This is a genomic window from Actinomyces gaoshouyii (assembly GCF_002072175.1).
Taxonomy (GTDB): Bacteria; Actinomycetota; Actinomycetes; order Actinomycetales; family Actinomycetaceae; genus Actinomyces; species Actinomyces gaoshouyii.
Genome location: NZ_MVIV01000002.1, coordinates 167,225 through 180,077, shown reverse-complemented (window position 1 = coordinate 180,077; position 12,853 = coordinate 167,225). Strand labels below are relative to the sequence as shown.

The 12,853-nt window shown below is 74.5% G+C and carries 13 protein-coding genes; 7 read left to right on the top strand and 6 right to left on the bottom strand.

The window, feature by feature from the left end; all coding sequences use genetic code 11:
• Nucleotides 1-54: 54 nt before the first annotated feature.
• A complete protein-coding gene (locus tag B1H50_RS02540; RefSeq protein WP_080462216.1) occupies nucleotides 55-951 on the top strand; it encodes an alpha/beta fold hydrolase in 897 nt (298 codons plus the stop codon).
• A 4-nt stretch (nucleotides 952-955) separates the two neighbouring features.
• Here the strand turns inward: B1H50_RS02540 and B1H50_RS02535 are convergent, their stop codons facing one another.
• From B1H50_RS02535 to B1H50_RS02520, 4 genes are all read right to left on the bottom strand, one after another.
• Nucleotides 956-1,279 (bottom strand): branched-chain amino acid transporter permease, encoded by a 324-nt coding sequence (locus tag B1H50_RS02535; protein WP_164505214.1) that lies wholly within the window; start codon nucleotides 1,277-1,279, stop codon nucleotides 956-958.
• Nucleotides 1,279-2,109: an AzlC family ABC transporter permease gene (locus B1H50_RS02530; RefSeq protein WP_229657834.1), complete on the bottom strand. Its 831-nt coding sequence runs from the start codon at nucleotides 2,107-2,109 to the stop codon at nucleotides 1,279-1,281. The genes B1H50_RS02535 and B1H50_RS02530 overlap by 1 nt, the downstream gene beginning before the upstream one ends.
• Entirely contained in the window at nucleotides 2,106-3,662 is a 1,557-nt protein-coding gene (locus tag B1H50_RS02525) for a US12 family protein (RefSeq protein WP_080462214.1), read from the bottom strand. Before B1H50_RS02525 ends, B1H50_RS02530 begins: the two co-directional genes overlap by 4 nt.
• 113 nt (nucleotides 3,663-3,775) lie before the next feature.
• A complete protein-coding gene (locus tag B1H50_RS02520) occupies nucleotides 3,776-4,771 on the bottom strand; it encodes a hypothetical protein (protein WP_143231749.1) in 996 nt (331 codons plus the stop codon).
• Between the two features lie 39 nt (nucleotides 4,772-4,810).
• Between B1H50_RS02520 and B1H50_RS02515 the strand changes: the two genes are divergently transcribed.
• From B1H50_RS02515 to B1H50_RS02490, 6 genes are all read left to right on the top strand, one after another.
• Nucleotides 4,811-5,962 (top strand): Fic family protein, encoded by a 1,152-nt coding sequence (locus tag B1H50_RS02515; protein ID WP_080462212.1) that lies wholly within the window; start codon nucleotides 4,811-4,813, stop codon nucleotides 5,960-5,962.
• A 198-nt stretch (nucleotides 5,963-6,160) separates the two neighbouring features.
• Nucleotides 6,161-7,531: a nucleotide-binding protein gene (locus B1H50_RS02510; RefSeq protein WP_080462211.1), complete on the top strand. Its 1,371-nt coding sequence runs from the start codon at nucleotides 6,161-6,163 to the stop codon at nucleotides 7,529-7,531.
• Nucleotides 7,528-8,757 carry a TadA family conjugal transfer-associated ATPase gene (locus B1H50_RS02505; RefSeq protein WP_080462210.1) on the top strand — a complete coding sequence of 410 codons (1,230 nt, stop codon included), beginning with the start codon at nucleotides 7,528-7,530 and terminating at the stop codon, nucleotides 8,755-8,757. The genes B1H50_RS02510 and B1H50_RS02505 overlap by 4 nt, the downstream gene beginning before the upstream one ends.
• Nucleotides 8,754-10,046: a hypothetical protein gene (locus B1H50_RS09495; protein WP_095532456.1), complete on the top strand. Its 1,293-nt coding sequence runs from the start codon at nucleotides 8,754-8,756 to the stop codon at nucleotides 10,044-10,046. Before B1H50_RS02505 ends, B1H50_RS09495 begins: the two co-directional genes overlap by 4 nt.
• An 18-nt stretch (nucleotides 10,047-10,064) precedes the next feature.
• Nucleotides 10,065-10,808, top strand: coding sequence for an HAD family hydrolase (locus B1H50_RS02495; protein WP_080462209.1), 744 nt, complete (start codon nucleotides 10,065-10,067; stop codon nucleotides 10,806-10,808).
• Nucleotides 10,809-10,928: 120 nt separating this feature from the next.
• Nucleotides 10,929-11,441 carry a PH domain-containing protein gene (locus B1H50_RS02490; protein ID WP_080462208.1) on the top strand — a complete coding sequence of 171 codons (513 nt, stop codon included), beginning with the start codon at nucleotides 10,929-10,931 and terminating at the stop codon, nucleotides 11,439-11,441.
• A 124-nt stretch (nucleotides 11,442-11,565) separates the two neighbouring features.
• Here B1H50_RS02490 and B1H50_RS02485 read toward each other — a convergent pair whose 3' ends face one another.
• Both B1H50_RS02485 and B1H50_RS02480 read right to left on the bottom strand, forming a co-directional pair.
• Nucleotides 11,566-12,096 (bottom strand): carboxymuconolactone decarboxylase family protein, encoded by a 531-nt coding sequence (locus B1H50_RS02485; protein WP_080462207.1) that lies wholly within the window; start codon nucleotides 12,094-12,096, stop codon nucleotides 11,566-11,568.
• A gap of 60 nt (nucleotides 12,097-12,156) precedes the next feature.
• Nucleotides 12,157-12,738: a peroxiredoxin gene (locus tag B1H50_RS02480; RefSeq protein WP_080462206.1), complete on the bottom strand. Its 582-nt coding sequence runs from the start codon at nucleotides 12,736-12,738 to the stop codon at nucleotides 12,157-12,159.
• Nucleotides 12,739-12,853: the final 115 nt, after the last annotated feature.

Sequence of the window (12,853 nt, the reverse complement as noted above, 5' to 3'; positions counted from 1 at the left end):
CGAAAATAGGGGGAGGCGATGGGAGGGGTGGCGGGGCGCCGATAGAGTGGGGGCATGCCAGTCGCCATCACTCGCCCCGGTCCGTGGGCCCACCGCGACCTCACCGCCGGCGGGACCCGCTTCCACGCCGCTCTGGCCGGGCCGGAGGGCTCCGACTCGCTCGTCCTCCTCCTTCACCCCTTCCCGGAGTGCTGGTGGGCCTGGCGCCACGTCATCCCGCGCCTCGCCGAGGCCGGGCACCGCGTCGCCGCCCTGGACCTGCGCGGATTCGGAGGCTCGGACCGCCCTCCCTCCGGCTACGATCTGCACACCCTCGCCGACGACGCCGTGCGCGTCGTCGCGGCCCTCGGCCACGAGCGGGCCGTCGTCGTCGGCGCCGGCCTGGGCGGGCAGGTCGCCTGGGTCATGGCCGGGATGCGCCCCGACCTCGTCGCCGGGATCGTGCCCGTCGCCGCGCCGCACCCGGTGGCGGTGCGCTCCCTGCGCGGCCGGGCCTTCTTCTCCGGCACCGCCCTGCAGCACCTGTCCCTGCGCATCCCCGCGCTGCCCGAGCGCACCCTCACGACGCACCGGGGCATGGAGCGGGTCCTGCGCTCCTTGGTCGGCCATGGCCGGGTGGACCGCGTCCTGGCCTCCTGCGACTACTACGCCGATCTGCTCGCCCGGCCCGGGGCCGCGCGCGGCCCCATCGAGACCGTCAAGCGCAGTCGGCTGCACCGCGCCGAGATGAGCGCCCTGGCCGCCCCGATCGCCGTGCCCGTGCTGTCCATCCAGGGGGAGAGCGACCCGGTCCAACCCGCCCAGGCCCACGCCCGGGACACCCACCACGTCTCGGGGCTCATGCGCAAAGCGGTGCTGCGCGGCGTCGGCCACTTCCCGGCCGAGGAGGCCCCTGACGAGCTCGTCGAGGCGATCCTGCCCTTCCTGGCGGAGATCGCCCCGGCCGCCTGAGGCCCTACGCCATGGCCAGGCTCGCCGCCACGTACACGGCCGTTCCGCCGATGAGCGACAGCCCGATCGAGCGGCGCCACAGGTGCAGCCCGGCCGTCGCCGCGATGCCGGCGACGGCGGGAAGCCAGGACGCCGGGGCCAAGCTCACGCCGTCGAGCGTGTAGGCCGCCAGGACGATCATGACGCCCAGCGGCATGGCGTCGGCGAGGAAGGCCAGCAGTGGCGAGCGCCTCCCGCGCAGCAGCGCGAAGGGAGCGAGGCGGCAGGCCAGGGTGATCACGGCCACCACGACGACGGCGAACGCGATCCCGGGATTCGACAGCGGCATCACTCGCCTCCTTCCGGGCCCGCCGTACCCGGGTCCGCCGCGTCCCGATCGGCCGCCTCCAGGCCGGCCCGGCCCGCGCCGACGCGCCCGAGGCCCCGGTCACCGGCGCCCTCGGCGCCGAGCGCACGACGGTGACGCACGGCGTACAACCCGATGAGCCCGAGGGCCAGTGCTCCCAGTGCGCTCAGCAGTGCCGCCGAACCGCCCATGGTCAGGCCCACCGCCCCCGCCATGATCCCGACGCACAGGGCGGCGGTATCGGGGTGGGCGCGCCAGTTCTCGATGGCGAGCACGACGAACAGCGCGGTGAGCACGAAGCCCAGCAGGCTGATCCTCTCGCCGAAAGCGTCCGCCAGCCATTGCCCGGCCAGCGCCCCCGCCGTCGCGCCCGAGACCCAGGCGGAGTGGCTGATGACCTCCACGGTGAGCACGTACCGGCTCGTCATCGCGTGGCGGTCCTTGGCGGACAGCAGTGCGTAGACCTCATCGGTGATCGCGTGGACGGCGTACAGGCGCACCAGTGCCCGGCCCCGCACGCGATCCAGGGGGAAGCCCAGCCCGTAGAAGGCATGCCGCCCGGAGACGAACAGCGTCGAGGCGGCGATCGCCCCCAGGGGCTCGCCCGCCCCGGCCAGCGGCACGAGCAGCATCTGCATCGTGCCCGAGTAGATGACGACGCTCCACACCGGCGCCCACCACCAGGCCAGGCCCTGGGCCGCCAGCAGCATCCCCGCGGCCAATCCCAGCGTCACATAGCCGACGACGATCGGAGTCGCATCGCGGGCGGCGTCCCTGGCGCTCGCCATGGCGGCGGGCGCGGGCGCCGTCATGAGACCTTGCGCACGCGGTCGATGACTTCCTGCTCACGGCGCCCGGCACGGCGCGCGGAGTGGGAGACGATCCCGACCATGAGCACCACGATGCCGACCAGGAGGAAGGTGCCGCGGGACAGGTCGAGCCACAGGAACTCCAGGAGGTCCTTGCCCAGGGAGGTGCGGTCGGCCGCCGCGCCGAGGGCCTGCTCGAGGACCCGATGGGTGGCGGCGGGGGAGATGAGGCCGGGAATGCCCGCCAGCGCCGTGAGAGCGCCCATGAGGATCGTGCCCAGGGAGGAGCGGCGCGCCATCCACAGCCCGATGCCCAGGCAGAGGGCGCTCAGGGCGATGACGATGACCCCGTTGACGCTCATCGCGCCCTCGGGGTTGCGGGCGGCGGTGGTCCCGAAGGAGTGGCGCGCCGTGTGCCCGAAGAACCAGGACAGCGGCAGCAGGACGACGGCGATGAGGAGCCCCGCCCAGTGCGCACCGAAGCGAGAGGCGGGCTTGCCGACGACGGTCGAGCCGTCCAGCAGCACGTCGTCGTCGACGCCGGTCTCCTCATCGACGGGAGCCGGCTTGCGGGCCTCCGCGCGACGACGGCGCCGGGTGGGGGGTGCGGCAGGCGAGGCGGAGGCGCTGTCGGCCTCGTCGTCGGACGCGCCCGGGGCGATGACGGAGGACCATTCCGGGGCGGCCTCCTCGGACGAGGCCACCGGCGCGACCGTCGAGGAGGGCAGCGGCGGCGCGGGGGGAAGGGGACTAGAGGAGGGGTCCGGCGTCCAGCTGGACTTGCTCGTCCAGTGCGGGCCGGAGGACTCCGGCCCGTCCGGGGCGCTGGCCGCCTCGACGCGCAGGGAGGGGGTGCCGTCGCCGGGTGTGGGTGCGGAGCCGCCGGTGAGCGCACTGGTGGCACTGGTGGTGCTGGAGGGGCTGCTCGCACTGCCGGCGCTGGTGGGGCTCACGGCGGCGCCCGAGATCCCGGCATCATCGGAGGGTGTGGCGGTCCCACCGTCGTTCAGGGCCTGGGAGCCGTCCTCCGCGGCGTCCCCGACGGGGACCATCGGCGAGAACAGCGAGCGGCGCCGCACCGCCGTCGACTCACGTTCCTCATCCGGGTCGCGGGGGCGGCTGCGGCGCCGGATGGGGGCGCCGGGAAGCGGAGGAGGGGCCGCGACCGTTTGCGCGACGGCGGTGGCCTCGGGCCCTGTCATGACGGGCTCGTCCGGCGGGGCCACGGCAGCGGTCGGCTCGGCGCCGCCGTCGCTCCCACCGTCACCCCGATCGTCCTGGATGCCCCCGTCGCGAGAAGCCCCCTCGGCGTCCCGCGCCTCCTGGCCGCGCCGTGCGGCGAGGACCACGCCGGTACCCGGGGGGATCGATCCGGGCAGCCCGTCGGGAAGGGCGGAGCTGCCAGTGGTGATGCTCTCGCCGTCGTCGCCGACGATGGGCGCCGGCGCTTCCAGGGAAGGAACGGGCTCGCCGGCCGAATCGAGGGACTCGATGGCCTGCTCGGGAGTGCTGGCGCTACCGAGCTCATCGGGCTGGTCAGGACGATTGGTGGTCACGGGGCCTCCTTCTTCGGGACCACCGTAGTGGCGGGCGGGCGCCGGGCCCGGGAGGCGTGCCGGTGGCCCGTGCCTCGCGCGCTTGCGGGAGTGAGCCCCTCCTCGGAGCCCGGCTAGGTCTCCAGGGCGACGGCGCGCTGATCGGCCCAGGAGTCCTTCTCATCGGTGATGCCCTGGCGGCGCGCCACATGAGCCCCCCAGCCGATCGCGCTCACGACTGCGCCCAGCATGAGGACGGCGCTGGCCGTGGGGTCGGTTGTCAGATGGGGCACCATCGCGCTCCGGTCTGAGGCTGACGCGGACAGGAAGGCCGGGAGCGCCCCGATGAACACGATCGGGCCCGCCACCCTGGCGCCCAGGGAGGAGCGCGTGACGCCGGCGCCCGCTCCGATCGAGGTGAGGAGGATTCCGGCCAGCGCCCACGGGGAGACGGGCGCGTCTCCGCTGGCGACGATCGCGGAGTAGGCGCGGTCCGCCAGGGCGACCGAGATGAGCGAGCAGATGGTCACCCACGCCAGGGAGAAGAGGTGATCATTGCGGCGCGACGGCGGGGCGGCTGGAGTACTGCCCTGCTCCTGGTCGGAGCGCCCCAGGAGCGCGGACAGGCGCGCCCACGCGCGCCCGGCGCGACGCGCCCGGCGCAGGCCGAGGGAACCGCCGATGAGCAGGCCCGCCAGGATGAGCACGGCGCCGGTGGGGATGAGCTGGCGGGCCCAGGCCTGCGGCGCGGAGGCGGCGCACTCGCTGGAGGCGAGGATCGCCGCTTGCGCGGCGAGCGCCACGAGGCCGCCGATGAGACCGCCCAGGGAGGAGCGCCGGCCGAAGGCCGCCTGCACCACCGTGCTCGCGATGACGAGCACCACGAGGAGCCCCGCCCCCACGAGCAGGTGGCCCTGCGAGGAGGCCTGGCCGGCGAGCCCGGTCAACGTCAGGGTGAGGGGCGTCACCGCGGCGCCCAGTACCGCTGCGGCGATGTGGTCGTGGCGGCGCCCGCGCGGTGCGGGGCCACCGGCGGGACTGGGCTGGGGAGCGCCAGTGGCTGTTCCACTGCCTGGTGGCGGCACCGCGCTGGGACGGGCGCCTTGGGGAAGGGATTCCGAGGAGGTCACGTGCTCAGCGTAGTTCCAGCGGGCCCGTAGAGTGGCGCCGTGATCACCATGGGAGCGAGTATCGGTCGGTCGTCGGGCGCCTCGGGTGGGCGCCCGGGTGGCTCCGCGGTTCCCGGTGGGATCGGTGGGGCGCGGCTCGCCGGTGGCACTGGCGCGCCCGCCCGAATCGCGCCAGGAGCCGGCGTGAGCGGTGCCGGGGCGGGAGGCGCCGATCGCGCTCTCGTCAGCGCCCTGGCGGCCATCGCCCAGGACGCTCGCGTCTCCCAGGCACAGGAGGCGGTGCGCGAGGCCAGCGCGCAACTGCGCTGGCACGAGGCGCTGCGGCGGCGCTGGCGCGAGGCTCGGGCGGAGGCCGTAATCCGGGGGGCCATCGCCTCGGGAGCGATCGAGGGGGCGCTGGTGAGCGCGTCCGCGCTGCGCGAGCATGTGGTTGCGGGCCGCCTGGAGCGGCCGCTGAGTGGGGACCCCTCGCTCGACGCCGTCGCCGGGATCTGGCGCGCGGGCGTGCGATTGACCGGATTCATGCCGGACCTGCGCGGGCAGGCCCGGCCCGCCGAGCCCTCCCCACGATCGCTCCTGGCCGGCCTGCACCGCGATCTCGCGGGCCCCCTGGCGGCATCGGGGGCCATCGGGCTCGACGAGGTGGCCGTGCCGCGTACCGCGCTCCCGCCGGGCGGGGGCGGCATCGGGGGCGGCACCGAGGGGGCAAAGGGCGGCGACGGCGTCGCGGGCGCGCGGAGCAGCGGGGGGACCGTCGGCTCCGTGGCACTGGGGGCGGTGCCGCGCGAGGGAGGGCCTGGCACGGCCCCCCGGGGGCGGGCCCTGGCCGAGCGGCTCGACGCGCTCCTGGCGATCATCGCCGCCCCCGGTGTCCCGGCGCTGGTGCGCGCCGCCGTCGTCCATGGGGAGATGATCACCGCGCGCCCCTTCACGGCCGCTAACGCGGCGCTCGGCCGCCTCCTCGTGCGCCATCTCATCGCCCGCGACGGACTGGAGCCCACGGGCGTGGCCGTCCCCGACGCCTACGCGCGCCGCGCCCCCGGGGCCTACAGCGACGCGGCGGCCGCCTATGCGCGAGGCGACGCCGAGGGCGTCATCGCCTGGACGATCTGGCAGGCCGAGGCGATCCTCGTGGGCATCACCCAGGGCGTCGAGCTGTGCCGCGCGATCCAGGCGGGGCGGGCGGAGTGAGCGGGCGACGGCGAAGCGCCCGACGCTGCCCCGCCGCGCCCGGTCGTGGTCGCGCCGGGCCGCGGCGGCCGGGAACCACATGCGCTCGGACGCGCCGCCTCCGGCTCCTCATGTGGAGGCCATCACCCCGGGTGATCCCGGGTGGGCAACCCTGGAGCGGTACCGCGCCCCGCCGATCCGTCCGCGAAGGAGTCCACCATGCGACATGCCGCACCCCGCTCCACCCATCCAGGCCTCCCAGCGCTGCGCGGACGTCCGGAAGCGCCCGCCCTCGGCGCCCGCAGCGCCGCAGGGGCGGGAGGCCTTGAGAGCGGGCGGCCCCGCGAGGAGGATCCCGGTGACTGGCCTCCGGGGGAGCGCGAGCAGTGGGGATCCGGGGCGCCGGGTGAATCCGCGGGGGATGCCCTCGCCGATGACGTCGTCGTCGCCGTTCTGCTCCGCCCCGGCCACCAGGACGGGGCCCCTGAGGAACCCCTGCCCGGATGGGCCGCCGATATCGTCCTGGCCTGCACGGGCCTGGAGCCCCAGGCGCTGGTCTGCTCGTATCCCGAGGCGCCCCGAGCGGCCTCCGACCTCGTCCAGCGCGCGAGAACCCTGCGCCGTCGCACAGGCGCCACCCACGCCCTCATCCTCGTGCCCGACGACCTCCCCGCCCTGGCGGAGAGCCTGTCGCTCCGCCCGGACATCTCCGCCGCCACGCTCCACGAGGCGCTCGACGCCCCGCAGTCCGGGGCGCTCGCCTCCCTCATCATCGCGACCGGCCACCCGGGGCGCGCCCGCGTCATCGCCCTGACAGGGGCCAGGGGAGGGCTGGGGACCACGACGATCCTGCTGCTCCTGGCCCGCGCCATGGCCGCGGCGGGGCGCGGTGTAGCCATCGTCGACCTCGACCCCGCAGGCGGCATCGACCTCATGATGGGTGAGGGGGCCCGGCCCGGACTGCGCTGGAGGGACCTGCCCGAGCAGGAGAGCGCCTACCACCCCGAGCGCCTTGCCGAGGCCCTGCCGCGATGGTCGGGGATCCGCTTCCTGACCGGCGACCCCCGCGGCGGCCCGGTGAGCGCCCCGCAGGTCGCCGCCGCGCTCGCGGCGGTCGGGGCCTGCCACGACGTCGTCCTGGTGGACCTCCCCCGGGGCGCCGAGCCGCCGCCGGGGGCCGAGGTCGTCATCGTCATGGGATGCGATGTCCGCTCCGCCGAGGCCGCCGAGTCCATCGTCGCCCGTCTGGGCAGGGGCAGGCAGGGCCGGGAGGATGGCGACCGCCCGGCGGCGGAGATCCTGGGACAGGAGCGCGCTGAGGGGCCGCGATGCCTCGGCCTGGTCCTGCGCCGGATCGGGGAGGACCTCTCCCCCGAGGAGATCACCGGGCTCACCGGTGCGAAGGTACTCGGGCGGGCGCCGTCGGATCACTCGATCGCCTCCCGCATCGCCCGGGGCGACGACCCCGCCCGCAGCCGCGGCCCCCTGCGCCGAGCCATCCGCTCGCTCGCCGCCCAGCTCCTGGAGGGCGACGATGCCGTCCTCTCGCGAGCCCCCTGGGAGGCCGAGCCGGAGGAGGGACGGTCATGAGCCCGGAGCCCGCCCCGCGCGGCGCCCAGCTCCCCGATCACGGCATCGCCCCGGACCTCGTCCGCATTCGCGGCGCCCTCGCCCGGGGCGCGGGTCTCGGGCGGGCGCTCAGCGAGGGGGCCGGCTCCACCACCGGCGCCACGGGCATCGCCTCCCTCACCCGTCTCGTCCACGCCGACGTCGATGGCGCCGGGGCGGCCCTCACGCCCCTCCTCGAGGCGGAGGGCGTCACCGACGTGCTCGTCGGCGGCGGGATGACCTGGATCGACCGCGGCAGCGGCCTCGAGCCCGTCCCGCAGGCGCGCCTGGACGAGCCCGAGGCCCGGGCACTGGCGGTGCGCATGGCCGCCTCGGCCGGGCGCCGACTCGACGACGCCGCCCCGATCGTCGACGCCACTCTGTCCGATGGCACCCGTCTCAACGCCGTCCTCCCACCGCTCAGCGCCGACGGCACCCTCATCTGCCTGCGCACGAAGCGCCGCCGTGCCTTCACCCTGCCCGAGCTCGTCGACGCCGGCACGATCGCCCCCGGTCTCGATCGGATCCTCGCCGCCCTCGTGGAGCGGCGCGCCTCCTGCCTCATCACCGGCGCCACCGGGACCGGCAAGACCACTCTCCTCGCCGCGCTCCTCGGGCTCGTGCCCGCCGATGAGAGGATCGTGTGCATCGAGGAGGCCAGCGAGCTCGCCCCGGACCACCCCCATGTCATCCATCTCCAGGAGCGCGGGGACAACGTCCAGGGCGTCGGCTCCGTCCCCATGACCGCCCTTGTGCGCACCGCCCTGCGCATGAGGCCCGACCGCATCGTCCTGGGGGAGTGCCGCGGCTCCGAGGTCCGTGATGTCCTCACCGCTCTCAACACCGGCCACGAGGGCGGGTGGGCCACCCTCCACGCCAACTCCCCGGCCGATGTCCCCGCCCGCCTCACCGCGCTGGGAGCGCTCGCGGGCCTCGATGAGATCGCGGTGGCCGCGCAGGCCGGCAGCGCCCTCGACGCCGTCATCCACCTGCGGCGCGAGGCCCGCTCATCCGGGGTGCGTCGTCGCATCTCCTCCCTGGGTCTGCTCTGCCGTGAACGGGATGGCCGGCTGGTCTGCCGCGAGGGCCTGCGCGTCCGACCCGATGGCGCCATGGAGGCGGGAGCGGCCCACGAGGGGCTAGTCGCGCTCACCGGGGGAGCGGCCGCCCTGGCGGGTGGCGCGCGTGGAGCGGGGGCGCAGTCATGAGCGGCGCGGTCGGCGGCTCGATACCCCTCCTCACGGCCCTCCTCGCCGCCACGTCGGTGGCCGTTCTGCTCCTGCCCGCCCGACGCGGGATGCGCCCGCCGCCAGGGGGCTCGCGCGAGGGGGACGCAGGCGGCGAGGTAGGCACGTGCGGCGCCGCAGGAGGCCGGGCCAGTGCGCGAGAGCGCCGGGGCCGCGCTGGGGGAGCGGATATCGGGCTCACCCTCACCGAGGTGGCGGCCCTGCTGCGGGCCGGGGCCACCCCTGATCGGGCCTGGTCCCGGGCCCTGGGCCGGTCGGGAGTCCCGCAGGACGCGGGCCTGACCCCTGCCGATGACGGCGTTCCACCCGCTCTGACCGCCCTGGCAGGTGGCCCGGCGCCCTCCTGGCTGCCGCGGCGCGACGCGGGGCGCTGGGCGTGGCGGCCGCCTTTCGGAGGAGCTGTCGCGGCGGATCAGGCCATGCGCGCCGCCGTGCCCGGAGCTGTCGCCGCCTGCCGCCTCACCCGCGCCCTGGGCTCGCCATTGGCCGGAGTGCTGGAGTCCGTCGCCGAAGGCGTCTCCGAGGCGGGCCGGGCCCGGGCCTCGCGGCAGTCCGCCCTCTCCGGGCCCCGCACCACCGCGCGCCTCCTGGCCGCCCTGCCGCTGGTGGCGCTCGCCCTGGGGGCGCTCGTCGGGGCTCATCCCGAGGACCTTCTCCTGGGAGGGTCCTGGGGGAGCGCCCTCGGTTCGGCCGGGATCGGCCTCATGGCCGTCGGGCATCTCCTCACCCGCCGACTCGTGCGCGCAGCGATCCACGGCCCTGCGGCGTCGGGCCGATGGGGGCGAGGCGGCCGGCGGGATCCGGCGCTGTGTGAGCCGGTCGACGAGGCTCTCGTTCTCGACCTCGCCACGGCCGCCCTCGGGGCGGGCGCTTCCCTGCCCGGGGTCCTGGGCGCCCTCGGCCGGGCGCTTGGCGAGGATCAGCTCGGCGTTGTCTCCCGCGCCCTCCTCATCGGCGCGAGTTGGCAGGAGGCTTGGGACGCGCCCGAGGACGCCGTTTGGCGGGCCTCGCGCGATCGCCTCGAGCGCTGCCTGCGGCCCGGCTGGGAGGACGGAGCATCGCCATCGTCGCTGCTGAGCTGCACGGCCGCATCGATCCGGGCGGGGCGGCGCGCCGCCGATGAGGAGGCCGCTGAGCGCCTCGCCGTCCGCCTCGTCATCCCCCTGGGGCTGTGCCATCTGCCCGCCTTCGTGCTGCTGGGCATCGTCCCCGTGGTCGCGGGTGCCGGATTGGACATCCTGGCCGGATGAGCAGGGCAGACTGGGCGCATGAGTCCCTTCCGCCTGCCGGCGCCCACTCGCGCCGTGCTCGTTGATATCGATGGCGTCCTCGTCGACCACCGCTACGCCTCCGACCGCGCCTCCTACCTGTGGGCCTGTGGCCTGGAGGGCTGGGAGCTCGGCCCGCAGGAGACCGCCGAGCTGTGGGAGGCCATCGACCGGCGCCACTTCGCCCGCTACCAGGCCGGCGAGCTCGACTTCCGCGGCCAGCTGCGCGAGCGGGTGCGCGAATTCGTGCCCGGCGGGAGCGCTCTCAGTGACGCCGAGGCCGATGCCCATATGGCCGCCTACCGCGCCATCTACCGCCGTCTGTGGCGCGCCTACGACGACGTCCCCTCCTTTCTGGCCCGACTGGAGGCCCTGCGCGCCGCCCGCGGGCGGGCGGCGGCCGCCGGTGGGCCCGCCGCGCCGCTGGTGGTCGCCTACCTCACCAATGGTGACGCCCCCAGCCAGGAGGAGAAGCTCGCCGCCGCCGGCGCCCGCGTGGCCGGCTGGGAGATGCTGGCCTCGGCCCAGATGGGCGCCACGAAGCCCGATCCCGCGATCTTCTCCGCCGCATGCGCGCGCTTCGGAGTGGCACCGGCCGAGGCTCTCATGATCGGCGACGACGTCGGCTCCGACGTCGACGGCGCTTTGGCCGTGGGGATGCCGGTGGTCCACCTGCGGCGGAGTGATCAGGGGCCGTCGCGCGCGGTGCCCACCGTCGCGAGCCTCGATGAGATCGAGTTCTGAGGTCTTGGCTCGCCGCCTACCGGGCCCGGCCACGGCTCCTCGCCGCTCAGCGCCCGCCGCCGTCCCGGCGCCACTCGCGGCCGTCTCGCCCCTGGACGTGATTGCTGGCACGATGGGGCCATGGCATTGTCGAAGAAGCAGTTGAGCCAGGACGAGGTCATCGTCCGGCACATGCATACCCACCCCAAGGTCCTCCTGTGGCGGATCATGGCGCAGGTCGTTCTCATCGCCGTCGGTATCGCGGCGTCGGTCCTCCTGCCCGGCGACTGGTCCCCGTGGAGCCACCTCGCCGTCTGGATCATCGTCCTGGCGGTCTCGGTGCCCGTGTTCCTCCTGCCCTGGCTGGCCTGGGCGACGACGACCTACACAATCACCTCCAAGCGCGTCATCACGCGCTCGGGCATTCTCAACAAGCGCGGTCATGACCTGCCGCTGTCGCGCATCAGCGATGTCCAGCAGGACCGGGCTCTGACCGACCGGATCTTCGGCGCCGGCACCCTGCGCCTGGAGACGAGCGCGGGTGATCCCCTCATCCTGGAGGACGTGCCGTCGGTGGCCGCCGTGCAGGTCGAGCTCTCCAACCTGCTGTTCAACGACGTCCAGGGAGCGATCGACGTCGATCCTGAGCACTGAGCCACCGGGGCCGTTGAGCGGTCCGCGCCGCGGCTCTCGAGGCGTCGAGTGCGACGGGGCCCCTCGTACCGCAGTTGGTGCGAGGGGCCCCGTCGCGCGCTGGCCGGTGCGCAGCGGGAGGCCTTCAGCCGATGGTCTCGACGACGGCGACGGCCTGGGCCACGCCGGTCAGGGTGGAGGCGATGCGCACGGCCTCCCAGACCTGTTCGGTGCTCAGACCCTCGCCGCGGACGGTGGCCTCGTGCGAGGTGATGCAGCGCTCGCAGCCGTTGATCGTGGACACGACGAGGCTCCACAGCTCGAAGTCGACCTTCTCGACGCCGCCGGAGGAGCCGATGATGTTCATGCGCAGGCCCATGCGCTCGTTCTCATAGGCGTCGCCCAGGAAGTGGCGGGTGCGATAGGCGATGTTGTTCATCGCCATGATGGAGGCCGCGCCCAGGGCGGCGCTGATGGCCTCCTCGCTCAGGTGGGCGCGGGCGTCCTCGAGGACCTGCACGAGGACGGACTCGTTGCGGGTCGCCGCGGCGGCGGCCACGAAGGTGCCCCACTGCTGCTGCTCGGTGAGCGTGGAGGAGCGGGACAGGGTGGACAGGTTGAGGGAGAGGTCCTTGGCCCACGCGGGCAGGGCGGAGCGGAGGTTGTCGATGCTCATATCTGCTTTCTCTTCTCGTCGGTGGTTCGCTGCTCGTCTGCGCGGTGATGCGATGCGGTCTCAGTGGGTCATCTCGCCCAGGGCGTCGATGGTGGCGGCGCCGGCCTGCCAGTTGCAGGCGCACAGCTCGTCGGACTGCAGGGCGTCGAGCTGGCGGAGGGTCTCATCGGTGTTGCGGCCCACGGACTCGGAGGTGATGGACACCGACTGGATGACGTTGTTGGGGTCGATGATGAAGGTGGCGCGGTCGGCGACGCCGTCGGCGTTGAGGACACCCGTGGCGGCGGCCAGCTCGCGCTTCAGGTCGGAGGCCATGGGGAAGGGCAGGTTCTGGAGCTTCTCGTGGCTGCGGCGCCAGGCGTAGTGGGTGTACTCGTTGTCGACCGAGACGCCCACGATCTGGCAGTCGCGGTCCTCGAAGTCCTGGTAGAGGTCGCCGAAGGCGGAGATCTCGGTGGGGCACACGAAGGTGAAGTCCTTGGGCCAGAAGAAGACGATGCGCCAGGTGCCGGCGGGGACGGCGGAGGAGACGGTGGTGAAGTAGTCCTCGGGCTTGCTGGCTTCGACGTCCTTGAGGTTGCCGGGGATGACGGCGGTGAGCTCGTAGGCGGGGAACTGGTCGCCGATGGTGAGAACGGCCATGGGAGAACCTCCTGAGTGGTGGTGAAACGCTGCTCGACCAGAGGAGACGCCCTCTGTCGAGAACTAGGGTAGAGTCCCAAATCGATAAGTGCAACTCCTATATGTCGGATCATTA

What these genes read in the sequence shown, in the direction of transcription:
- B1H50_RS02540 (WP_080462216.1), top strand. Translation starts at nt 55, where the DNA reads ATGCCAGTCGCCATCACTCGCCCCGGTCCGTGGGCCCACCGCGACCTC.
- B1H50_RS02535 (WP_164505214.1), bottom strand. Translation starts at nt 1,279, where the DNA reads ATGCCGCTGTCGAATCCCGGGATCGCGTTCGCCGTCGTCGTGGTGGCC.
- B1H50_RS02530 (WP_229657834.1), bottom strand. Translation starts at nt 2,109, where the DNA reads ATGACGGCGCCCGCGCCCGCCGCCATGGCGAGCGCCAGGGACGCCGCC.
- B1H50_RS02510 (WP_080462211.1), top strand. Translation starts at nt 6,161, where the DNA reads ATGCGACATGCCGCACCCCGCTCCACCCATCCAGGCCTCCCAGCGCTG.
- B1H50_RS02505 (WP_080462210.1), top strand. Translation starts at nt 7,528, where the DNA reads ATGAGCCCGGAGCCCGCCCCGCGCGGCGCCCAGCTCCCCGATCACGGC.
- B1H50_RS09495 (WP_095532456.1), top strand. Translation starts at nt 8,754, where the DNA reads ATGAGCGGCGCGGTCGGCGGCTCGATACCCCTCCTCACGGCCCTCCTC.
- B1H50_RS02495 (WP_080462209.1), top strand. Translation starts at nt 10,065, where the DNA reads ATGAGTCCCTTCCGCCTGCCGGCGCCCACTCGCGCCGTGCTCGTTGAT.
- B1H50_RS02490 (WP_080462208.1), top strand. Translation starts at nt 10,929, where the DNA reads ATGGCATTGTCGAAGAAGCAGTTGAGCCAGGACGAGGTCATCGTCCGG.
- B1H50_RS02485 (WP_080462207.1), bottom strand. Translation starts at nt 12,096, where the DNA reads ATGAGCATCGACAACCTCCGCTCCGCCCTGCCCGCGTGGGCCAAGGAC.
- B1H50_RS02480 (WP_080462206.1), bottom strand. Translation starts at nt 12,738, where the DNA reads ATGGCCGTTCTCACCATCGGCGACCAGTTCCCCGCCTACGAGCTCACC.